Source organism: Paraburkholderia phytofirmans OLGA172, assembly GCF_001634365.1.
GTDB lineage: Bacteria > Pseudomonadota > Gammaproteobacteria > Burkholderiales > Burkholderiaceae > Paraburkholderia.
Genome location: NZ_CP014581.1, coordinates 1 through 20,524, shown reverse-complemented (window position 1 = coordinate 20,524; position 20,524 = coordinate 1). Strand labels below are relative to the sequence as shown.

The window sequence follows — 20,524 nt, the reverse complement described above, 5'->3', positions numbered from 1 at the left end:
GTCCCGCGATCAAAGGAGACGCGGACGGAGCTGGGTCAAGGATTCAAGCGCGGGGTGTGGGGCGGGATGGAGCGATAGCGACTGAACACGGCCCCGCGCGCGCCTTGACGCAGCGCAGGACGTGGCTACGATCGCGAGAAAAGGACGGCGAACGAGGGGGACGGGGTTTTCGGCACAGAGAGCTGCTGCACGACGAAGCGAAACGCCCCCGCGCGGCGAGCGCGCTCACCGAGCTGCAGGCAGCGAGGCTGGAGGGGATGGCACGCGCCGGGGCAAGTCCGCGGGACGCGGCGCAGTCCCAAGAGCGGGGGGTGCATGTTCACCGGGACGCGAGGTCGTCAGCTTGCGTGACGGGCGCAGCCTGGCGCGCAAGGTGCCGCGTCCCGGCTGGATTGCAGCGGCGATACCAGAAGCGACAACGCCGGCACTCGGCCGGCGTCGCTGGGCGATCACACAAAGGCAAGCTGCCCCTGCGTCGCGCTTACCGGCTGAAGTGCGGGAGCAACCCTCTGGCGCGGCCGTCTCGGGCACGTCCCACGTGAGCACGTCGCGCATCGAACCGACGCGATAGCGCACGCTATCGGCGTCTTCGCCTTTGATGTCCGAAAACAGGAACGTGAATTCATCCGCCGCCTGGTCGCGTTCGCCGATGAGGCCGAGACCTCGGGCCAGTTCATCCACCGCGCGACGGTGATGATCCTCCTTGCACGCGGTGCGGCGCACAGTAATGCGCGTGTCCTTGGGCAACGGCGCCGCATTCCTCAGCGCTTCACGCACGACCGTATCGTTGCCTTCGCAAAGCCGGGTTGAACCAGTTCACGCTCAAGCGCCGGTCCGGTCACATACTGTGCAAGCGCGGAATAAGCCCATACGCCGTCTGACCACTTGCCGTCATCGCCTGCGACGAGTCGCACGTCTGCGTCGATGGCGAAGCAACGCGGAGACGGCAGGTCTATCTCCGCGCGGAAACATTGCGCACGGGCGGACGTCGATAGGTACCGTGCCAGTGTCGCTGTGAGTGAATACACGCCACGGCGACAGTTCACCGTCGACGCCATAGATCGCACGTAGCAAGCCGGTGTCGCCGTAGAGCGTCGCCGTAATACCTTCATTCCTGATTACGTCGAAGCGGTCTGCCAGTCCTGCACGCTGCAGGACGGATAACACCCTTTCGTTGGCATCCTCGGGCAGCGCCGCACGCCAGCCGGTTTCAAATTTCAGCGTCACGACAACGTCGCGCATCTGGACCGGACGATTCAGTTCCTGCTTCCACGATTCGATGTAGTTCTCCGGCTTAATGTCGCCGCTACGGCTCTGCAACATGCCGCCGCAACAGTCGGATGCACCTACAAATGCCCGCCGCAAAACTTCCTCCCGCGTGCCGAACGCGAAATGCGCTCCAGTGGTCGGTGTGCGGATAGCAATTTTTTTCGTATGATCGCTCGAAAAGGATGTAGAGCAGCTCTCCCTCGTTCGAGCGGAAAGCGGCTGCACATTTGCCGGTGGTAACAGTTGCGCCCATGTGTGACTCCTCAAAAAGTTGCTGTTTTAGACGTTGAACGAGATTGCAACGAACGGCGCGTGCGATTCGATGTGTAGCGATACCTTCGGTTCAGCGCGCGGGCCGATCATGTCGGGCGACACGAAACCAATCCCCTCGATCAGCGAGTAACCCGATATCGTTGCGAATTCCCGTTGTACCGTTGCTTCGAGTACGAGAATCATCGGTATTCCCCTTGGTGTTTGCCCGCCGTAGCGTGCGCAGTTGTTATGCAGCGCGTCGCGCCAAGTAGTCGCAACGTGCCACTGCGATAGACAGTCCGTCCGAATCCAGTGAGTACGCGCTCTCGACCGTTGCATGCGTAGTCCCGGACACGCAGACCGCATACGACTTCTGGCGGCGTCGCGCAAGACAAATACCTTGCCGTTTTCATGGACGATGTCTTCTTCCCTGTACATGGGGTTTCTCCGCGCGGGATTTAAAAGCTGACCGGGCCCCTAGATTCCGAAGTCCCGGCGTAAAAGATGTTTCTGCTGAGTCGGCGGCGTCTCTCGCCGTTGCCGCCGTTCCCCTGAGTTCGTCGTCCCGCGATCAAAGGAGACGCGGACGGAGCTGGGTCAAGGATTCAAGCGCGGGGTGTGGGGCGGGATGGAGCGATAGCGACTGACACGGCCCCGCGCGCCTTGACGCAGCGCAGGACGTGGCTACGATCGCGAGAAAAGGACGGCGAACGAGGGGGACGGGGTTTCGGCACAGAGAGCTGCTGCACGACGAAGCGAAACGCCCCGCGCGGCGAGCGCGCTCACCGAGCTGCAGGCAGCGAGGCTGGAGGGGATGGCACGCGCCGGGCAAGTCCGCGGGACGCGGCGCAGTCCCAAGAGCGGGGGTGCATGTTCACCGGGACGCGAGGTCGTCAGCTTGCGTGACGGGCGCAGCCTGGCGCGCGAGGTGCCGCGTCACGGCTGGATCGCTGTAGCGGTACCGGAAACAACAACGCCGGCACTCGGCCGGCGTCACAAGGTGATAGCTACGAAGTGAAATGCAGTTACGCGTCGCGTACGGGCGCTTCCTGCGTCGGCTGGTTCGCTTCCTCCCAACACCATTCACCCGCCCCAATCGAATAGGTCACGACATTGTCGTCACCTACCCGGATTACTTCGGCCGCGTACGCGATTTCGTCGCCTTCGTTCGGTCCAGCACAACGAACACGTCGCGCGCTTCGTCGTACCTGAGACCGTCTACAAGCGGGATCAGGCGCATGGCCACTTCGCGCGTAAAGTACGGCATCAGCCAGCCGTTCCATCGAACCCCATCGCTGTACGCGGGCAACGCGACTCCATCGTCCATCCACGCGCCTGCGACGGCGACTTGTGCGAACTGGGGTTGCGGAGCCACCTTGAATTGCGCGTCAAATTCGGCTCGCGGCATGCGACGAACAAAGCCGCCCCCTTCGGCAAAAAATTCGACCGTTTCGCCTATCGTCATAACTTCGATACGGTAGCCTCTTCCGTTCTGATAAATGGCCTTCTCGGTTTGCGATGCCTGCTGCGCATGTTCCATGAACTCCCCTTACGTTGTGGTCTGGTTTGATGAGGGGCGCTATGCCCGTGTACGCCTTGCGGTGCATTGGTGCTGCGAGCCTGCGGCATAGCCAGTGGTGGACGCGGGGCGTCACGCAAAGCATTCATCAGGCGGGCAACGGCGGGCGTCGGCTGATCGCCTTCGCGGCGACCAAAGCTGCTGATGCGCGCGTCCACGTTTGCCGCGAAGAACTGGACGGCCACGCGTTTGAGCGCCGAATCAAGAATGCCCGCCTCGGGGTACATCCGGTCGAGCGTTACCATCTGGCGAAGAACCAGACGGCTGATGTCGCCCCACGTTCGGCGCGGTGCTTGCCTCCAGAATGCAAGCGCGTCCGTAACGATCGTGTTCAGCAGGACGCGGATTTGCGCGCTGCGAACCGGATCCTGCGTATGAAGCGGCCAGCGCGCGGGAGTGTCAGGCTTGTGGATTGATTAGGTTGCATGATCGGTCGATGGGTAAGTGGAGCGCTTGCCAGAAGCGCTCCAGCAGATTGGTCAGGATGAGTGGATTGCGTGCACGTACTGCGTCACAGGTCGGCCCAAGCTACGTCCGTCGTCACTTCACGGCCCATGCCGAATGAGCGCGATACGGTGTGTTTGATGCGCTCGCGTTTGCCGTCGATGGTCAGCGTGCCCTTGCCGAAGAAACGTCCAAAGAGCGCGCGCTGCTCGGCGGCCAGAAGTGTCCCGCTCCATTTCTCGATGCGACTACCGGTGCGCTTAACGAGGAATAAGGCAAGCTTTGCCGCAAGTTCGCAACGATTGGCCTGTACCGTCAGCAGCGGCTCGGCATCGCGAACGACCGGAGCGAGCTTGGCGTCGCGGAAGGTCCGCTTATACGGCGCGGGGCCATACGACAACGCCCAATCGACGGCGTGCTGCACGCGATCCCGCGCCTCGGCGGGGGTGCGTGCGAGCTTCGACTCATACTGCCTGGCGTCGCGCGAAAGGCGAATGTCGAAAAACTCCCGACCCGGACGCGGCTCGAAACGCATCACGTCGATCTGGTAGCGCCCGCCCTTAGCGGCCCCTTCCCAACGTTCAACCAGTTGCGCGCTCATGCTGCCTCCACGCGCTTGCCGAACATGGTCAACGCGATCTTCTCCAGTCGTCCGATTGCGTCCAGTACGTCGCCTCCGTTTGCCGTGCTTACGACGATGTGATGTGCGGCGTTGCGAGGGCGTCCCGCGAGATCACGGGCGACATGCACCATCGTTACGCCTGCGGCGACGAGCGCACGACGCGCGAACTCCGCAAAGTTCGGTGCCTCGCCCAGCGCTTTGTCATCCTTCATCATCCGGCTGCGGATGCGCTCGATCTTCCGAACCGCCGCGCGCATCTCGTCCAGTTCTGCGCCGCAGACATTGCTGAACGCGACGCGACGCCCGAACGATTCCGCGCTGTGGTCACTCACGTTCGCGCGGAATTCGATATTGCCCGCATGTACATAGCCGGTCGCACCGATGACGGCATGACTCAGTTCGACAATCAATTCCGTTACACAGTGTTCGTGCTGCGCAAAAACAATGGCGTGAATCTCGGGCTTCGGGTGGCGGCGTCGTGTCATGGCATAGCTCCTGTTTTTTGCTGACCGGGCCCCAAGATTCGGAGCCCATCGTAGGGGTTTCCTTTCGGCGGGCGCTTGTCAGGTTCCAGCGTTGCCGCCGTTCCCCTGAGTTCATCGCCCTGCGACGACGCAAGCCGGTTGAGGCCGTGCGTCAAGGAGGCAAGTGCGGGGTGTTGGGGCGGGCAGGCGCGCAGCGACAACACGGCCCCGCACGCCTTGACGTCAGGACGAGGCCGGCTAAGTTCGCGGGTATGGGCGATGAGGGGGAATGGACGGCATGCGACCTATGCGATCGCGCGAATGGCCCGCGCGGGTAGCGCCCCTTCGCGGAGCAGCGCGACGCGACTGGATTGGGTGGCCCGCGCCGGGCGAAGCCCTAGAGCGGTCCGCTTCCATTCACCGGGGCGGGGAATCTGCGAGCGGCGCGTCAGGCGAAGCCTGGCGGGCGGCTCGCCCCGGCCCGGCTGACTGCGGGCGGTATCCGGTTTCGCATGCGAAATGGCGAAGAGCCCTCCAGCTCCTCGCCGGCTTGCGATACGGACTATTCGGCGCGCTGTTCGATCAGGTCGAACAGGTTGGCGCCGTCCAGTTCAATGGACTGCGTACCGGTGAAAAGAGAGTGCGAGACCCGGATTACTTCCGATGCTCCGATCTGCGCGAGTGCTACCAGATCCTCGTGGCTGAGCGGCACGTCAAGTGACCCGAATCGCACGATGCCTTGCGGGGCTTTCGCGTGGGTCCACGGCGTCATTTTGACGTCCATGGTTGCGATGGTCCGGCTGTTTTTTGCCACGGTATGCGGGCCGGTAACGTAGTTGAAGCGCGCCATTTCCTCGCGCAGCTTGCCTTCCGTTACTGCCTTCACTGTCGCGTTGCGCGCGTCGATCAGATAACAGTCGCGACTCGGGCCAGTGTGGAGCGCGGCGTCCAGTTCCTCGTTCATGCGCGGATGTCTGCCGAGCTGTACAAGATGGGTTCCGCTCTCGCGGATGACCCAGCCGTACATGCCTGTCGCGTAGGTACGCTGCAGATATGCGCGATCATGCTCATAAAAGTCCACTGTGTAATGCCGCAGGCGCGCGTCCGGCGTTTCGACAATGGCGCGCATGGCGTCGAAAATTCGCGCAACGCGTGACATATGCGCAGAGTTCTTCTTCGCTGCCGTGATAGCTTCAGCGGCGATGGTTTCAGCGGACAACGAAAGTTCAATCTGCATAATGCGCTCCTGTTACGCGAAAAGAGGAAGTTGTGTGCTGACGACGTCTTGCACGTCAGCCGCAAGAACACTGTTGACCCAATCCGGCTTGGTCTTTTCACCGGCCCATGCCCGGGCGAATTCCTTCAGGCAGGCAACGCAGCACTGCGCGCGATATTCATCGCGCTCAACGGGCGCATACACCGCATGGTGAGCGGTGCTGCCGTCGCGCGGTGCGCCGCACAGCGTTGCGCCGGCAGCGGGGCCGGTGTGCGTCAGATGGATACGGGACGGCTTTCGCGCTTCGATTGCGTCCTGCTCGACGATCGGCGTCGGCGCAGCGGCGTCCGCCTGCAGGTGTCGGTCATATCCCGCGCGCTCTGCCTGCAAGCGCTTCGGAAAACAGACGCCTGGCGCGTGCTGGTGGGCGTAGAAGTACTCGCCAACTGCGATGCGCTTGTTGTGCCCGAGCCGGTGGCTCGACGCGTGGTTCGCGCGTTGCTCGCTTTTGTAGCGCTGAAAGCCGCGTGTGGCCGGAAAGCGTTTCCTGTATTCCTCAAACGTCATATGCACCCCTCTGGTGGTTTGCGCTGACCGGGCCCCTAGATTCCGAAGTCCCGGCGTAAAAGATGTTTCTGCTGAGTCGGCGGCGTCTCTCGCCGTTGCCGCCGTTCCCCTGAGTTCGTCGTCCCGCGATCAAAGGAGACGCGGACGGAGCTGGGTCAAGGATTCAAGCGCGGGGTGTGGGGCGGGATGGAGCGCAGCGACTGACACGGCCCCGCGCGCCTTGACGCAGCGCAGGACGTGGCTACGATCGCGAGAAAAGGACGGCGAACGAGGGGGACGGGAATTCGGCACTGAGAGCCGTGGCGAAGCGAAAGGCCGCGCGGCGAGCGCAACCTCGCGCAGCAAGCGGCAGCGCCGCGGAGCGACATTTCGTCGGGGTGCTCGCGAAGAAGAGCGCAGCTCGAGGCGCGTGTTCGACTGTTCCGGGGCGACGATGTGCAACTGGCGTGACAGGCGATCGCCTGGCTCGCGAGTTGCGGCGTCCCGGCTGGATGGCAGCGGATCCAATGGCAAGGTGAGCTTTTTCAGGATCACAAAGTAAAAGGCCCCTGCGCGTCTGGCTGCAGGGGCCTCAAACATCATCGCGTGGTCAGTGTCGGGTCCGCACGTGCGCCGCGTTCAGGATGTCGATTTTCTCCCGCCACCTGCCGGCGGCGTCTGCCGAGTCTGAGCGTCCGGACACAGCTGCGTCTGCGGCACGCAACCGGTACGTGAGGTAGGAGGTCAGTGGACTGTCGCTGTCCAGATGCCCAGCACGTTCAAGATGGTCATGCAGGGCGCCGACGGCATGATGGAGATCCATGAACACACCGCGACGAGCCAGCTCCATCAGCAACTGCTCGGCCGAAGCAGATCGGAGTACGTTGGCCTGAGCATCCGGTGAGGCGGACACCGCACCGTCCGGCACCGGTCCATTCTGCGCGTCGACCAGCTGCGCCGCCTCCGGAAAACGCCGCCGTAAGTGCGGATACTCGGCAAGAGCCGCGGCGCTCGGCAGCTCGTCATCAATCGGCAAGCCGGTCGGCGAATGCGAATAGAGGGCGTTGTTTAGCTCCCTTTCATGGGCCTGCATCAGTCCCGCTACGCCCAGGTGATCAACAAAGCCCAGCCTGGCCCCTCGAAAGAACACTTCGGCCGCCCTGCCGTGATTTTCCAGCGGCTTGAGAAAGGCCTCCCGGCAGAAGACTTCGAAGATCATCTGTTGCGGCCGCAGCTCTTGCGGCGCGGCGTTGATATATTTCGACATTGGCAGTTCTCCTGTTAAAAATCCCGATTCACTTTCAATGGCGCGTGGGTCTCCGTCATGCCGCTGCAGCCAATTCGATTGAGGGCGAGTCAGTCATACGGGCGCGCTTCATCACATACGAGTAGGCGTCACTAGCTCGGCTGGCCGCCGTAAATAGCGCGTTCTTGTCTTTCTTTAGCACTCGGATCCATGAGTCGAGATGAGACGCGTGATGCTCGAGCTGGCCGTCTTGCATGCCGATGCGGGCAAGGCAAAAAGCTGCACCGAATTCAGCGACCAGTTCCTCGAACGCGTCTCCGTCGTCGCCAAAACGCGCGCTGAAGTCACGGGCCAAACGCGAAGAGTGCGCGGTCCAGTGCATCAGTCCGTGGGTGGCAGCGCGATAGAAACTGGACAGATCGTCGAAACGACCGCGTTCCGGCAGGAAACACTCATCAGTGCTCGCCCGGTAGAAAGCGTGTTCTCCTGTTTCTACGACCCGGGCGCCGGTCTGCTTGAGGATATGTTCCGCTACGTCGACCGGTGCGTACTCCTCACAACGCGAGACCGACACAACGCCGTCGATTTCCTCGACATTAAACACGCTGAACGCCACCGGATCCGGAAAGAACTCAATCTCCCCCGTCTCCGGATCGATGCGCTCCTCCTTGTCGAACCGGACAAGCCGACAGCCCTTCGCACCGCGGCGCACCTGCGCACCGATTGCCTGCGCCTGGTTGTAGGTCATCCACTCGTTGCGGGCAAAGCCCCTCTCTGCCGCTTCGAGCCACAACAGCAGCAAGTTCGCGCCGTTGAACATGTTCTTGGTGGCGTAGTTGACAGGCAGGCCTCCAGACGCGCTGCAGGCCCATAGATTCGCCGGCGACATCCGCCCCGCTTCCATGGCATTCACAAGACGGTCGGTGACTTCCTGTTTCAAGTCGCGCTTGATGGTTTGCTTCAGAGCTTTCATGATTGATGTCGTCCCTTCAGTTCGTGGATCAGGTGGCAGTTCTGGCTACGCATGGACCGGCTTGAGATCAGACAATGAGATCCACGTCTGCGCCGGCGCCCCCGGTTTCACGTCCAGCATGGCAATGCTCGCGGTGTCACCGCGTGGACTGTCGAACAGCTCTTCGATCCGCGCCGGTCGCGCCGGCAGATCAGGCCGCGCCCGGTAGGCAACCTGGACGCTGTCGCCAATGGCGTACACGCCGAGCCGGCGATACAGCGGCGTGCCGTTCGGCTGGAACCCAACCACGTTGTCATCCGGCTTCGCGATTGCCCGGAGATATGCGCCGAGTTGGGACCGCTGATAACCGATACCGCCGTTGGTTTCTTCAACGCACGTGTCCGGAGCCAGACATCCGCTGGTGGACAGGTGCGAGACCGCGGCACGCATCACGCGGCGATATTCTTTGCCGCCGACCAGCAACACACTGCGCGCTTGCGCTGGCCAACCGTCGCACAGGTAGCTGGGAAGATCGCTCAGCATCGCGTCAGCGCGCTCGGTCGACATGCGGTGTTCGTACGGCGCGATAATGGTATCGGCCCGCAGAAAGCCGTGACGTGCCGACAGGATCATGACTTCCGGGCTTGCCTCGTGCCGCACGTTCGCACGGTAAGTGCTATACATCACGCCCCGATAGAGATCGAGCGCCGGTGCCGGCTGCTCCAGCTTCGTCGCGGAACAGGCCATGATGATGAGATGCTTGCTGGTGTTAGTCATTAGACGTCCTGACAGATAGTTATGTATCGAATCTGCGTGTGCAACGTGCGGCCCGTTCACTCCCACGCCAACTGCATCTGCGTGGAGACCGGGACTGGAACAATGGGGATGCCGGCGCTGCGCGAGTCGAGTGCGTTGTCTTCGTCCCGGAGCGTGTCGGACAGCAGCGCAAACCGGGCACGGTCGGCATCACTGCGCTTCACTCGAAAATCGGCATCAACAACGTCGTTCACGCGAGCCCACTGGTTCCACGAAAAGTTGCGGCCAAGGCCTACTGTTGTCGAAGTACTCGGGAAGCGGTCCGCGTTGCGTACCAGCTCGTCCCAACTCGCCCCGAATTCAACAGCGTCGAACCGGCTGTGTCGGCCAGTCAGCGCGGTTCGCTCCAGGAGCAACGCGCGCTCGAGGAGGTCGGGATGATTTGCGGCCAGCCAGTACAGCTCCCATCGTTTTGAAGCCGGACAAAAAAAACACGCTGACTTGACCGGCACCATCTCAGCGCCGAGTGCTTCGGTGATGGCGCGAACGCAATCGCGGCGAGCCCAGCGCACAAGCTGCAACGGGTAGACGTACTCGAAATCCGCGTCGGATGGCTTCAGCCCTTTAGACCTGCGCATATCGGCGGGGCCGCAGTCGTAGCCGATCAGCTTGATGATTTGCTGGCCGTTGGCTTGAGCCGATACCCACAGTGGGTGCGGCGGCCTTGCGTTCGGGCCGGACTTCGCGCCTTTCAGAAACTGGTCCTGTGGGGACTGCTTCCACTTGATGCTGCAGGATTTCATGCCGAATGCTAGCGATGGCAGAGTCTCATTGGCGAGGCAATTTCCATACAGGTCGGAGTAGCCGGTGGACGCGAGAGGAACCTTGCGGCACACGTCGATCAGTGGCCAATCCCAGGAGCGCAGAACCGCGTTCATCTTGTCGACGTGCGCAATGGTTTCCTCTTTTTCGCCGCCGGTGTCTGCGAAGGTAATGACATCAGGACGAAGGTCAGCGGCACGGAGCGCGACAAGCATCGCGGTGGAGTCAACGCCAGAACCGAAGCACACAGCCAGCGACCGACCGGCCAACGCGTCGTGGAGAGCTTGTCTCTGCGACGGCGACAGCATCGTGTGCAGATTAGCCGTCAGTTCACCGTACCGATGACGCGCCCCGCGCTGCTTGCCAATGTTGTTTTCCATCCTGTCCTCACATTCGTTCAAAGCTGACCGGGCCCCTAGATTCCGAAGTCCCGGCGTAAAAGATGTTTCTGCTGAGTCGGCGGCGTCTCTCGCCGTTGCCGCCGTTCCCCTGAGTTCGTCGTCCCGCGATCAAAGGAGACGCGGACGGAGCTGGGTCAAGGATTCAAGCGCGGGGTGTGGGGCGGGATGGAGCGATAGCGACTGACACGGCCCCGCGCGCCTTGACGCAGCGCAGGACGTGGCTACGATCGCGAGAAAAGGACGGCGAACGAGGGGGACGGGAATTCGGCACAGAGAGCTGCTGCACGACGAAGCGAAAGGCCGCGCGGCGAGCGCAACCTCGCGTAGCAAGCGATAGCGCCGCGGAGCGACATTTCGTCGGGGTGGACTGCGCGAAAAGGGCTACGCCCGACTCGCGCTCAAACGATCACCGCCTCGCGAATGCGGGGCGGCTGTAGTGCGCTGATCGGACCCACTGCGTTTTGCCGTCGGTGGATGCAACGTCGTGCGACGCTGCTGATATACAGCGGCACTTCCGATGAAGCGCATCTCTCAATATCAGTTCGCGATCTGTGCAGCGGCGACGCTATACTGTTTCGCTATCTTTCGACATTCACATGACCCAGCAGCTGCCCTATCCCTTCACCGACGCGATCGAGGCGATCCTTCTCGATAAGACTGGCGCACGTGCGCTGCTTCTCGACGTGCTCGCTTCGATAGTCCATCCCGACATGGTCTGCAGTCTCTTCGCGCTCCGCTCGATGGCCGAGGCTGACAAGCTGCTCGCACAGCGCTGCATTGAGTACGCGCTCGTCGCCGGCTTAACGCCGCAGGAATCTGCGGCCGTTTATCGATTCATTGAGCCGCGGATCGCGGCCAGGTTCTGATGTCGATATTCGCGTAAGTGAGCGGAAGAAAACTGAAATAAAAATCCTCTGAATAATCCTTGCGTTCAGGGTTTCACCTGGGGTTAAATAACAGTGCTTCGACGCTAAATGCAGCGCACGAAAGCAAAGTTTGTTTCTTCCGAAAAGGCAGTCGGAGGCCCGCTCTAACCAGCGGGCTTTTGGCTTTTTAGGGCGCGTAATTTATGGGCCGTGCGCTGGCACGCGATCTTGTCGCGGCAGCGACGGTCATGATAAATTCACGCTCAGCGCGGCGGTGGCCCGCGCGTATTAGGTCCCTCGGCCTCTAGTGGGCGCTACGAACTAGGAGAGCCATCGCGGTAAAAGTTGTGTGGGGATTGCGGACCGAGTCTCACCCGAGCTTTTGATCGGGTTAAAACGGCTTGCCTGAAAGGGCAGGCCGTTTTTCATTGTGGCCGCTGAGATTCGGTCGACCTGGCAGCTACGAATGCAGCTCTGGCCAGCACGTGGTCCGATAGACGCTGATACCTGTTCTCAATGACCCTCTCGCGCCTCAGCTCCCAGGAGCGGCCGGCGACATGCGACCTACCCGTCCCCTTCCGCAATGGTCGCGAAGCCCTCTGTGGCTGTTTGGGCTGGCCGGACACGCCGAAAATCAACCGGACGCCCCCCTTCCCTGCAAAACTCGGTTTTTTAGCCGTGGTGAAACGTTTCGGTTGCACGGCAAAAGGCGAGCACACGAGCGCGTGGAGCCGGGGTCCGACTTGTCGGGCGCTGGCGATTATCGCGCACTTAGGGGTGCGGGGTGCCGTAGGCGCCCCGTAGCCCTTAGTGCCTGCCGCTCGATGTCCTTGGCTATTGGTCGGTGTTCTTCCAGGTCTGCCCCTTTGGGGCCACGATTTGCTTTTGGGGGGTGTGGCCGGGGGGGTGGGGACGGCTTTAGCCGTCGAACCCGGCCGGGGGGTGCTTGCACCCCCCTCACTGAGGGTGGGGCCTTGTTCTAATCGCAGTTAAAAACAGTTAAAAAAGAAGAAGTTAACCGCGCGCGCGTTTACGGTTCGCGAGACGCCCGCGGGGCGTGGGTTTGCGGGGCGTTCGGTGGCTCGATAGACGCGTCGGCGGTGGTGGGATAGACGTAGTCTAGGTGGTGCGATAGACGCGGGCGGTGGTGTGATAGACGCGAAGGCCACAATGTTATCCACAAAAATGGGATGGGTGGTGCGATAGACGCGTCGAAAAAACAGCTTTTCCCCGGTCTATGCCAATTGAATATTCACTCTAATCAAGGGCATAGCCCTGTCAGAGCGGGCGTTTAGCGATTCAAGGTCCGTTTCGCGGTGGTGGGATAGACGCGCGGGGTGGTGGTGCGATCGACACATTCCAAGGGGGCCGTTTGTTGCATCTGGTGGTGCGATAGACGCGGGCGCGTGAGTGGTGCGATAGACGCATTATTGGGAGTTTTTTTGCATCGCGTGGCAGGAGTTGAGACGCCATCCCGAAAGGCTGTCGCTGGCTCCGGGTGGTGCGATAGACGCGCTTTCGGGTCGGCCTCGTCTGGCACTTGCGCGCCGGCTGCCGGGTACCGCTGAAAGTGAATACAGTGGTCAGCTCGACCAAAACGAACGCACGACGAAAAAGAGGATGGCGCCCACTACTGCGGCGATCATGTACTTCTGTGCTCTCGTCAGCCCGGGGCGTTTCTGGTAGGCACGTAGCAGGTTTGACACATCCGCATCAAGCTTTCGCAACTGTTCCTGCGACAAGATCTGCCATTCAATCAACATCGGCCGGAGTCGGTTGAGCCATACATCGCGAAGTTCCGGCGCGGGCATATCGTGCAGGATCTGCCGCAGGGTTCCATCGAGCGCGTCATCGCTGCCCGGCACTGACGCGAGATACTTCGCGGTCAATCCTAGCTGCTCCTCCGTTCCGTGAAGGAGAAGATCCCGCATCGCCGCACTAGGATTCTCCGCACTGGAAAGTAACGCACTAAGCAGCTCAGCCGGACCTCCAAGGCCATCCTGAATCCTTTTCGCCTCGAGTTCGGCCTGCCGCAGAATCCTTTGCTGCTCGATCTCGGAATGCGCCATGAAAGTCTGTGCATCCTCCGCGGCTTCGGCCATCACTTGCTCAGCTTTCGCGTCAGCACGCCCGATAATGCGCCCGGATACCTCGTCAAGCGACAGGTCACCGCGCGCGTACGCTTCGAGATAGGCGACTTCGAGCTTATCCAAGCCTCCGGCAGCCATCATCTCGTCGACGATCTGACGGCGTTCCGCGCGTTCCTGCTCGCTTAGCTCTCTGTTCATTATCGCGATCCCATTGTTTGTCTCTGGTCCTGAGCAAGCTCAAGTGTAGCTCCCGCCACTCCACGCGGACATCGCGAGCGTGACATAAGGGCTGGAAAAGCCTAGCGAAAGCAGATGGTGAGTTTTCACTACCTGCGACACGGGACACCGGCTGGATCCGAGTAGCCAGCCTGCGCTGCCTACTGGTTTTCTCTTCCCGCCGAGCCTCCCTTGCGCTTATGCTGTCCATCCCGGAACTCGGCACGCGGCGCATCTCGTGCGCTGCCCGTTGTGACATGGCGAAATACGACTCCCTCGAAACTCATCTACGAAACCTGAGCGGCAATTTCGTACGGCTCACGTTTGCTGAGATCAACGAGATCCTACCGTCGCCATTGCCGCGCTCGGCTTACGAGCATCCGCCGTTCTGGAGCAACACCACTGAAGGGCGCACGCATGTCTGGGCGGACGCATGGCAGCGAGCCGGATGGCGAGTGACGGGCTATAGCCTCGAGCAGCAACACGTTGATTTTCGTCGCTTCCAGGCGGCGTCAGCTGACACTCCGCAAGGCCGCGAGGACAATGCTGGCGAGACCCGCGGTGTCGAGCCGGGCCAGCGCGATGCGGCGCCGGCGGCCAGCGACGGCGATGGTAGGCAGGAGAGCGAGGAGCGACAGCTCGTCGCAATCAAGACACGCCGTGGCCAGCCGGATTTCCGCGAGAGGCTTCTGCGGGCGTACGGCACCGCCTGCGCAGTTAGCGGCTCATCGGTCGAAGCGCTGCTGGAAGCTGCGCACATTGTCCCGCACGCGCTCGCAACTAACTACGCCACCACCAACGGAATGCTGTTGCGTTCGGACATACACACGCTCTTTGACCTTTACCTGATTTCGGTTGACTCTGACTATCGCGTGACCATTTCGCGGTCCTTGGAGTGGACGGAATATGCGCAGTATCGCGGCCGGCGCCTCGTCGCGCTTCCCGTCGACATGCAGGAACGCCCTTCAACGGATTCCCTGAAGCTCCATCACGACCTGTTCATCGCGCGCGAAGAAGCGCTAGACGATTGAGCACAACCATCTGCGAGGCCCAACGATGAACGTGCAGCCCGTGTCCGTACGGACCGAAACCCTCTTTCTCCTCGATCGCAATGTTGTCTCGATCATTAAGACCGCGGTGTCGGGCAACGAACAGCCGGACGATAAGAAACAAGCGGCCCTTGAGGCATTAAGGGCAATTGATTTACCGCAGAACAGCATCAGTCCCATCCTTTCGATTATGGAGGGCGAAAAGGGACGTGAAGACGATGTCGATCAAAAGGCCCTGTGTCTGGACACAGAGGCAGATGCGATCGGTAAGTTTTTCAAGCTGGCCAACACGGACGCTGCGCATCTTAGCGGACTGAAAGGCCTTGCGGCCGAGCTTTTTGCTGGCATGAAAGAAAGCCAGTGGGACAATCGAGCGGACTTCCTCACGAAGGCAGCACCGCTCGTCGTACAGAAGGTGGCAACGCAAAACCGCAGGGACGTCGAAGATAAACTTGTCGAACTCGCGGCCGCAACCGGGCTGGCCGCCAACGATGCGATCGTGATGCTATTCCTGGCTTGCCTTCACGGCAGCAACGACGCACGCAAGGTGATCAAGCCAGCAAAACCGAACCCTTATAACGTGCTGTCGGATCTCCATGTTATCCCCCGCGTCGGCTTGATCAGGGCAGTCGCACGGCAGTTCCCTACGCCGATCAACGTCCTGTTCCGGACATTGGACGAAGGCTTGTTTGGCGTACTGTCTCATGTGGACATTGTGCTTAGCCACCTCACGGACGAGGGCGAGCTACAAATGCAGATCCGGTACCAGCCTGAGCTATTTCCCGACCTGGCCCGAACCGATGCGATCGCCATGCTGCAGCGGTTGGCGGACACCACCGCGGCAGCATCTGGCGGGCAAGCTGAAGCGACGAACGCCATCGGTTAGTGCAGGAGGTAAAGGATGGGGAAGACCACGGTCGGCAGCGCATCCTGACGGGTGGAATGCGTCCTGACGGGTGGAATGCGCTGTGCGGCCGGGCGGCCGCTACCGACACGTGTGTGAAGCGGACTGAGCTAAGCTGGCAACAGATCCATTTGCGCTTTCTGGTCCGACTTTGAATCCCATCTGCGCAATGTGTAATACCAGTTCAGCAGCTTCTTGGACAGCAGCTCCCTGTGAATGCCGGCGATGAGCTGGGCGTTCTGCTTCTGGTTGTCGCGATCGCACCGGAAGAAAATGACCATCGCCTTGTCGTCGTCCAGGGCTATATGGAACTCGGGCATCTTATCGGCCACCATAGCGGCGACGACGTCGCGCCGGAAGTATTTCTGAGCCTGTGCCGATCCCGACTTGGCGTAGAGCTTGTCGAGCCCGATCTTGAACCACAGCTTTTCGCCGCAATGCTTCTTCGCAAGGTCGTACAGCCGGCGTTCGAGTCCTTGCGCCAGATCGAAATACCCAGGATGGATCGTGAGTACTTTGCGATTGATCAATGAGTCGAAGGTCCACGTCGACAGGATCAATTCGACTTCAAGCGCGCCCTTCTTGTTGCCCGTGTACGTGATGATCTTGTAATTTTCGATCAGGCCGTATCCGTAAAGGCTCTCGTGGATGCCCTCTTCATTGGCGCCTAGCCGCGACGCATCGAAGTTGGTCTCAACGATCGTCCCCTTCAAACGCCGGCAACTGTCGACGATGCGGGTGTATGACGCTCCGCCTGTACTGCGGCCTGTGTAGACGAGAAAGTCCCGCACCTTGAAGCGGATGCGGCGGGAAACCTGAAGGTTTGCGTCCGCGGCCTTGCAGATCTGAGTCGCTGCGTAGACAAGAACGTCCTTGTCGAAGATGTTGGCGGCGCCGACGACGCTCGGGATGATTCGCACGATCTGTTCACCGTTGCGATACACCCTGACACGTGTGTCTTTGCCCTTTTGCAAAGAAAACAGCGGGAATTCGAGAGAATGAAGATCCTCACGCGGCTTCCACGTTGCGAGCAAGCGCTCGGCCGCGAACAGCTCGAGTTGCTCGGCGTCATGAAACGCCTCTTCCTGTGAAACAGACATCTCGGCGTCCTGCGTGTCGCTGGTCATGTTGACAACGCGCTCGACGGATCGCCGATAGTCCTTCTTTGTTTTGCTATGCCCCGGTATTGGCCTGCGCAGTGAGTGACTGCTTTGTTGTTCGATGGTGCTCATTTATCGCACTAACCCCTCATTTCATTCCAGCTTGCTCTTTTCTATCTCGAGCGCTTCCATGACGGCGGCGATGGCAGACTGGATTTTATTAGCGTCCTTGCTGCGTCTCGCTGTGGCAAGAAACGTTTCGAGCGGCTTCACTAGGTTAATCGGCAATTCGAAGCCATGCTTTAGCCATAAAGCCGCAATATCGCCCTTGGAGTCATTCATCGTCAGGTACGCCTGGTAGTAACGACCAACAATCGAGCTGACTCGTTGCTTCGTCACTTCAAACCGCGTTTGCACGTCTATCGACGCTTCACCGTCGACGATCACCGCCCGTGCAATGTCCCGTGTTTTTTCGGCAAAAGGCTTGGTGCCCTGCAGCTCGACCTGCTTGCGCATGAAAGAATCAAGTGCCGCAAATTTTCTCGCAGTAAGACGGAACGTTGCCAAAGTAAATATCCGACACGATATGGTTGACGGGCTATGAAAAAAGGGGCTTATCTGCCCCTTTTTCCTGCGCATTAGAGAGCCCAATTGTTCGGCGCGAGAGGATGAATCTCACGGTCCGTATCGTACCTGAAATCGTCTGGCAAAACGCCCGCCCTGCGGCTCGGATGCAACGTATTCAGTAGCTCTATTGCGCTCTTAGAATTTAACTCATCATTCAACCTGTTTATCATTTTCCCTGCCCGCGGCTGTCCAACGCCGACCAACGCAGAACAAGCCAGCTGGACAAATGCGACCCAAAGCCTCCAGTCCGCGTCTTCCTCTGGCACGCCAGCGGCCGCCAGATCTGCCTGTAGCTGACGCAGGCGATGGATTGATCCGGTCGATTCCTGGAACAGTTCCTCCGCCCGCCAGATGACGGTCTTCATGGGGTCGGTGCTGCCCGCCCTCTCCTGCTTCGGTCGCGGTGCGGCCGCTGCTTCGCGGGGAACTTTTTGCGACTGCAATGCCTGCTGGACAGCCTGTGCGACCGAAGGCGCGGACACCGAGTGCTCACTATCGTCAGCCGGTCCCTCATTATGGGATGACGGCAGGCCGGCGGCGTCATCGGCCGTGGAGTCGGCGGGGTCGCCGCGTTCATCGGCCGAGTGTTTCGCGGGGCTGTTCGGCCTATCGGCCTCTGCCGGCAAGGCTGCCACAATATGCGCGTCACTTTGCGCCGTACCTTTCAATTGCGAAAGCCGGGCGTCAAGCGTCACCCGGCCCAATTTCTCGCCTGCTTTTATCGCGGCGGCCAGTTCGTGTGCGAGTTCTGTGCTCTCGGCCTCAATGTCGTCCATCTTGTTCGCGGCCTCGATGTCGTCGAACATGCCGGCGTCGAACAGTTCCCGCGTGATTGGGCCGTACTTCCGGAACCGAAGGTGTTTGGAGATCCACGACTCGCTACGCTGCTTGCCCTTCGGGTTAGTCCACAGGCGTGCGGCTTCCTCGCGTCCAAATCTGTCGATGTCGCTCGCCAAACCCAGGGCCGTCTCTTTGGCAGAAAGCGGTTTGCGATCGACGTTCTCCGAGATCTGGTACATCCGGATGACGATGTCCGGGGTGCTTGCCGGAAAGACCTTTGCCGGGATTTTCTGCCATCCGTTGAAGATGCTGCCGCGCACGCGTCGCTCACCGCCGATCAGTTCGAACTGGTCGTCTTCCAGTGCGCGTACGAGAATCGCGGTGTGGACATGGCCAACCGTCTTCAGGCGCTCGGCGAACGCCTCGATGTCGCTAAAGTCTACGCGGTCCTGCGGCTTGGTTACGATCTTCGAAATCGCAAGTTCAGTAGTGATCGCGCCTGTTGCTTCCTCGATCGCCGCGGCCATTGCGCTGCCGGGCTTCATCTTCGATAGCTGAGCGAGACTCGTCAGCTGTTGGCCATTTTTGAGCTGCATAATCATTTTCCCTTACAGACCAATACGTTTGAACAGCGACTCACACACGGAACGCATTTCCGCTGCTGCGCGCCGGTCGCTGTCACCGCGTGGGCTTTTCCAGACTGGATGTTCCTTCGCGAGTTTTGTTGCAGAACGTTCCTGCAGCTCAACATCCAGCACGGCGTCACCCCATTTCTGGCGCAGCGTGATCCGTTCCGTCTGGTCGTAGGCCCGGCGTTTGTTGACCTTGTTGAGAAGCACGCCGAGTAGTTCGAGATCCGGATTGAAGTTCTCAGCGATGATCTGAGCCTTCTGTGTGAGATCGAGCAGCCCGCTGGTCGCGTCCTTGTCCAGGTCACACGGCATCAGCAGGTAATCCGCGCAGATCATTCCGGCAAAGAGTAGGTTACTCATCGTCGGGGGCGTGTCGATCACACAGATGTCGTACTGATCGTCCAGCCGGTTCAGCGCAGACCGTGCGTGTTGGGTGCAATCGAGTGGCCACCCTAGTACTTCTATGAGGTCGTCCGACCCGGCGAACAGATCGACACCGGGCGCGATCGACATAGGCCGAGGTTCCTGCCCACTCATGAACAGTAAGTGAGCACTGCTGTCCGGCGCGATGGCTGGGAGCTGAATGCTGTCCCAATTTACGGATCGGGCACGCATCAGCGTTTCGTCCGCATTCATCATCAACCGGTACAGCATGGTTCGGGTGAGGTTCGCCTGCGGATCGAGATCGATCACGAGCGTGCGCAATCCCCTTTCCATAGCCGTGAATGACAGGTGTCGCGCGGTGGTGGTCTTTCCTACACCGCCCTTCTGGTTCGCAATTCCAACCTTGTGCATGTTTCTCCCCGCCTTACGCGTAGATGGCCTGCTCGATCGGCTCGAACACGCGGCCCAACGTATTGAAGACAGCCAGCCAGTTGGCCGCGTAAAGATTGACTCGCGCCGATTGCGCATCGGTGTGTTGGCCCGCAATGCTGTAGTGACAGCCTTCCTGAAAGCACGTAACACGAGCGACAGCCCGAGCCGGGTCGACGTCGAAGCAGATCCATGACGCCGGATTGGTGCTCCCGCGCGCGGGCCGGTCGTGGGCGATCTCGACGGTGAGATGACCGTCTCTGGTCTCGTCAACAGTGCAATGGACGGCCATATCACCGGCCACTCGCGGCGGAGCAAAGTGCGTGCGGCTCGATGTCTTTCCAAGATTCGGAATCAGTTCGGTAAGGGCCTGGTAGATGCGCGATTGCACGGTGTTGGACATGAGACGCTCCGGTTATTGACGGTCCATTGATTTTTGATGGGTGACGTGTGGTCACGTGCAACGGATATTATTATTAGAAATGTTGACGGTCAATAGATGGTGCGAAATAAGTCCGATATCCCCCTGGATCGGGCTACGTGGTTCGGCTAGAATCGCTCGTGTTTGAGTGCGTTCGAAGTGCCCGAAAGGCGAGGTTTCGTGGCTGCTGACGCCGCGAGTCAGGCCCGGCTTGGTCAAGTAGAGTCGAGCGGGAACGACGGCCCTTCTGGTCCGGATGGACAGGACTGCTGCAGTCGGAAGGTCTTTCATATCTGCGCCGCTGCGCGCACTCCGTACAAAATTACAGTACGGTCGAACAGTGAGTAAAATTTCGCATGCGAAAGTGTGAATCGGACGGCGTCATAACAACGGATCAGGAGCTGATCGTCTCGCTGCTGGACTCCGGATGTACGAGAGCTGAAGTTGGCGACCGGCT

21 protein-coding genes are annotated in these 20,524 nt (G+C 60.4%); 3 read left to right on the top strand and 18 right to left on the bottom strand.

What is annotated here, in order from left to right:
* Positions 1–225 precede the first annotated feature (225 nt).
* The 12 genes from AYM40_RS37040 to AYM40_RS36985 form a co-directional block, all read right to left on the bottom strand.
* Entirely contained in the window at positions 226–777 is a 552-nt protein-coding gene (locus tag AYM40_RS37040) for a hypothetical protein (protein WP_063501144.1), read from the bottom strand.
* Positions 778–891: 114 nt separating this feature from the next.
* Positions 892–1,494 carry a hypothetical protein gene (locus tag AYM40_RS37035; RefSeq protein ID WP_148662462.1) on the bottom strand — a complete coding sequence of 201 codons (603 nt, stop codon included), beginning with the start codon at positions 1,492–1,494 and terminating at the stop codon, positions 892–894.
* 54 nt (positions 1,495–1,548) lie between these two features.
* Positions 1,549–1,725: a hypothetical protein gene (locus tag AYM40_RS41700; RefSeq protein WP_158515392.1), complete on the bottom strand. Its 177-nt coding sequence runs from the start codon at positions 1,723–1,725 to the stop codon at positions 1,549–1,551.
* A 928-nt stretch (positions 1,726–2,653) separates the two neighbouring features.
* On the bottom strand, positions 2,654–3,061 hold the full coding sequence (locus tag AYM40_RS37030) for a hypothetical protein (RefSeq protein ID WP_236721171.1): 408 nt from the start codon (positions 3,059–3,061) through the stop codon (positions 2,654–2,656).
* A 550-nt stretch (positions 3,062–3,611) separates the two neighbouring features.
* Positions 3,612–4,145 (bottom strand): hypothetical protein, encoded by a 534-nt coding sequence (locus AYM40_RS37020; RefSeq protein ID WP_063501141.1) that lies wholly within the window; start codon positions 4,143–4,145, stop codon positions 3,612–3,614.
* Positions 4,142–4,651: a hypothetical protein gene (locus AYM40_RS37015; RefSeq protein WP_062093138.1), complete on the bottom strand. Its 510-nt coding sequence runs from the start codon at positions 4,649–4,651 to the stop codon at positions 4,142–4,144. The genes AYM40_RS37020 and AYM40_RS37015 overlap by 4 nt, the downstream gene beginning before the upstream one ends.
* Positions 4,652–5,192: 541 nt before the next feature.
* Positions 5,193–5,867 (bottom strand): hypothetical protein, encoded by a 675-nt coding sequence (locus AYM40_RS37010; RefSeq protein WP_063501140.1) that lies wholly within the window; start codon positions 5,865–5,867, stop codon positions 5,193–5,195.
* Between the two features lie 12 nt (positions 5,868–5,879).
* Positions 5,880–6,413: a hypothetical protein gene (locus tag AYM40_RS37005; RefSeq protein WP_063501139.1), complete on the bottom strand. Its 534-nt coding sequence runs from the start codon at positions 6,411–6,413 to the stop codon at positions 5,880–5,882.
* Between the two features lie 589 nt (positions 6,414–7,002).
* Positions 7,003–7,659, bottom strand: a complete 657-nt coding sequence (locus AYM40_RS37000; protein WP_063501138.1) for a hypothetical protein — start codon at positions 7,657–7,659, stop codon at positions 7,003–7,005.
* A 55-nt stretch (positions 7,660–7,714) separates the two neighbouring features.
* Positions 7,715–8,611 carry an ArdC family protein gene (locus tag AYM40_RS36995; RefSeq protein ID WP_063501137.1) on the bottom strand — a complete coding sequence of 299 codons (897 nt, stop codon included), beginning with the start codon at positions 8,609–8,611 and terminating at the stop codon, positions 7,715–7,717.
* A gap of 45 nt (positions 8,612–8,656) precedes the next feature.
* On the bottom strand, positions 8,657–9,367 hold the full coding sequence (locus tag AYM40_RS42065) for a DUF6884 domain-containing protein (protein WP_063501136.1): 711 nt from the start codon (positions 9,365–9,367) through the stop codon (positions 8,657–8,659).
* Between the two features lie 56 nt (positions 9,368–9,423).
* A complete protein-coding gene (locus AYM40_RS36985) occupies positions 9,424–10,548 on the bottom strand; it encodes a hypothetical protein (RefSeq protein ID WP_236721170.1) in 1,125 nt (374 codons plus the stop codon).
* A 617-nt stretch (positions 10,549–11,165) separates the two neighbouring features.
* Between AYM40_RS36985 and AYM40_RS36980 the strand changes: the two genes are divergently transcribed.
* Positions 11,166–11,435, top strand: coding sequence for a hypothetical protein (locus AYM40_RS36980; protein WP_062092303.1), 270 nt, complete (start codon positions 11,166–11,168; stop codon positions 11,433–11,435).
* A 1,583-nt stretch (positions 11,436–13,018) separates the two neighbouring features.
* Here AYM40_RS36980 and AYM40_RS36975 read toward each other — a convergent pair.
* Positions 13,019–13,723, bottom strand: a complete 705-nt coding sequence (locus AYM40_RS36975; protein WP_063501135.1) for a hypothetical protein — start codon at positions 13,721–13,723, stop codon at positions 13,019–13,021.
* A gap of 218 nt (positions 13,724–13,941) precedes the next feature.
* Between AYM40_RS36975 and AYM40_RS36970 the strand changes: the two genes are divergently transcribed.
* Both AYM40_RS36970 and AYM40_RS36965 read left to right on the top strand, forming a co-directional pair.
* Entirely contained in the window at positions 13,942–14,772 is an 831-nt protein-coding gene (locus AYM40_RS36970; RefSeq protein ID WP_236721169.1) for an HNH endonuclease, read from the top strand.
* 25 nt (positions 14,773–14,797) lie between these two features.
* On the top strand, positions 14,798–15,676 hold the full coding sequence (locus AYM40_RS36965; protein WP_063501134.1) for a hypothetical protein: 879 nt from the start codon (positions 14,798–14,800) through the stop codon (positions 15,674–15,676).
* Positions 15,677–15,804: 128 nt separating this feature from the next.
* Here the strand turns inward: AYM40_RS36965 and AYM40_RS36960 are convergent, their stop codons facing one another.
* From AYM40_RS36960 to AYM40_RS36940, 5 genes are all read right to left on the bottom strand, one after another.
* Entirely contained in the window at positions 15,805–16,821 is a 1,017-nt protein-coding gene (locus AYM40_RS36960) for a replication initiator protein A (RefSeq protein ID WP_236721168.1), read from the bottom strand.
* Between the two features lie 126 nt (positions 16,822–16,947).
* Positions 16,948–17,361, bottom strand: a complete 414-nt coding sequence (locus AYM40_RS36955; RefSeq protein WP_148662461.1) for a TrfB-related DNA-binding protein — start codon at positions 17,359–17,361, stop codon at positions 16,948–16,950.
* Positions 17,362–17,432: 71 nt separating this feature from the next.
* Positions 17,433–18,797 carry a ParB N-terminal domain-containing protein gene (locus AYM40_RS36950; RefSeq protein WP_063501131.1) on the bottom strand — a complete coding sequence of 455 codons (1,365 nt, stop codon included), beginning with the start codon at positions 18,795–18,797 and terminating at the stop codon, positions 17,433–17,435.
* 12 nt (positions 18,798–18,809) lie between these two features.
* Positions 18,810–19,628: a ParA family protein gene (locus tag AYM40_RS36945; RefSeq protein ID WP_063501130.1), complete on the bottom strand. Its 819-nt coding sequence runs from the start codon at positions 19,626–19,628 to the stop codon at positions 18,810–18,812.
* 13 nt (positions 19,629–19,641) lie between these two features.
* A complete protein-coding gene (locus tag AYM40_RS36940) occupies positions 19,642–20,049 on the bottom strand; it encodes a hypothetical protein (protein ID WP_063501129.1) in 408 nt (135 codons plus the stop codon).
* Between the last annotated feature and the right edge of the window lie 475 nt (positions 20,050–20,524).

Excerpts from the sequence above, each read along its gene's own strand:
- AYM40_RS36965 (WP_063501134.1), top strand. The coding sequence starts at position 14,798 with ATGAACGTGCAGCCCGTGTCCGTACGGACCGAAACCCTCTTTCTCCTC.
- AYM40_RS41700 (WP_158515392.1), bottom strand. The coding sequence starts at position 1,725 with ATGATTCTCGTACTCGAAGCAACGGTACAACGGGAATTCGCAACGATA.
- AYM40_RS37005 (WP_063501139.1), bottom strand. The coding sequence starts at position 6,413 with ATGACGTTTGAGGAATACAGGAAACGCTTTCCGGCCACACGCGGCTTT.
- AYM40_RS36970 (WP_236721169.1), top strand. The coding sequence starts at position 13,942 with ATGCTGTCCATCCCGGAACTCGGCACGCGGCGCATCTCGTGCGCTGCC.
- AYM40_RS42065 (WP_063501136.1), bottom strand. The coding sequence starts at position 9,367 with ATGACTAACACCAGCAAGCATCTCATCATCATGGCCTGTTCCGCGACG.
- AYM40_RS37000 (WP_063501138.1), bottom strand. The coding sequence starts at position 7,659 with ATGTCGAAATATATCAACGCCGCGCCGCAAGAGCTGCGGCCGCAACAG.
- AYM40_RS37030 (WP_236721171.1), bottom strand. The coding sequence starts at position 3,061 with ATGGAACATGCGCAGCAGGCATCGCAAACCGAGAAGGCCATTTATCAG.
- AYM40_RS36945 (WP_063501130.1), bottom strand. The coding sequence starts at position 19,628 with ATGCACAAGGTTGGAATTGCGAACCAGAAGGGCGGTGTAGGAAAGACC.
- AYM40_RS36980 (WP_062092303.1), top strand. The coding sequence starts at position 11,166 with ATGACCCAGCAGCTGCCCTATCCCTTCACCGACGCGATCGAGGCGATC.
- AYM40_RS37010 (WP_063501140.1), bottom strand. The coding sequence starts at position 5,867 with ATGCAGATTGAACTTTCGTTGTCCGCTGAAACCATCGCCGCTGAAGCT.
- AYM40_RS37020 (WP_063501141.1), bottom strand. The coding sequence starts at position 4,145 with ATGAGCGCGCAACTGGTTGAACGTTGGGAAGGGGCCGCTAAGGGCGGG.
- AYM40_RS37015 (WP_062093138.1), bottom strand. The coding sequence starts at position 4,651 with ATGACACGACGCCGCCACCCGAAGCCCGAGATTCACGCCATTGTTTTT.
- AYM40_RS36940 (WP_063501129.1), bottom strand. The coding sequence starts at position 20,049 with ATGTCCAACACCGTGCAATCGCGCATCTACCAGGCCCTTACCGAACTG.
- AYM40_RS36975 (WP_063501135.1), bottom strand. The coding sequence starts at position 13,723 with ATGAACAGAGAGCTAAGCGAGCAGGAACGCGCGGAACGCCGTCAGATC.
- AYM40_RS36995 (WP_063501137.1), bottom strand. The coding sequence starts at position 8,611 with ATGAAAGCTCTGAAGCAAACCATCAAGCGCGACTTGAAACAGGAAGTC.
- AYM40_RS36950 (WP_063501131.1), bottom strand. The coding sequence starts at position 18,797 with ATGCAGCTCAAAAATGGCCAACAGCTGACGAGTCTCGCTCAGCTATCG.
- AYM40_RS36960 (WP_236721168.1), bottom strand. The coding sequence starts at position 16,821 with ATGACCAGCGACACGCAGGACGCCGAGATGTCTGTTTCACAGGAAGAG.
- AYM40_RS36985 (WP_236721170.1), bottom strand. The coding sequence starts at position 10,548 with ATGGAAAACAACATTGGCAAGCAGCGCGGGGCGCGTCATCGGTACGGT.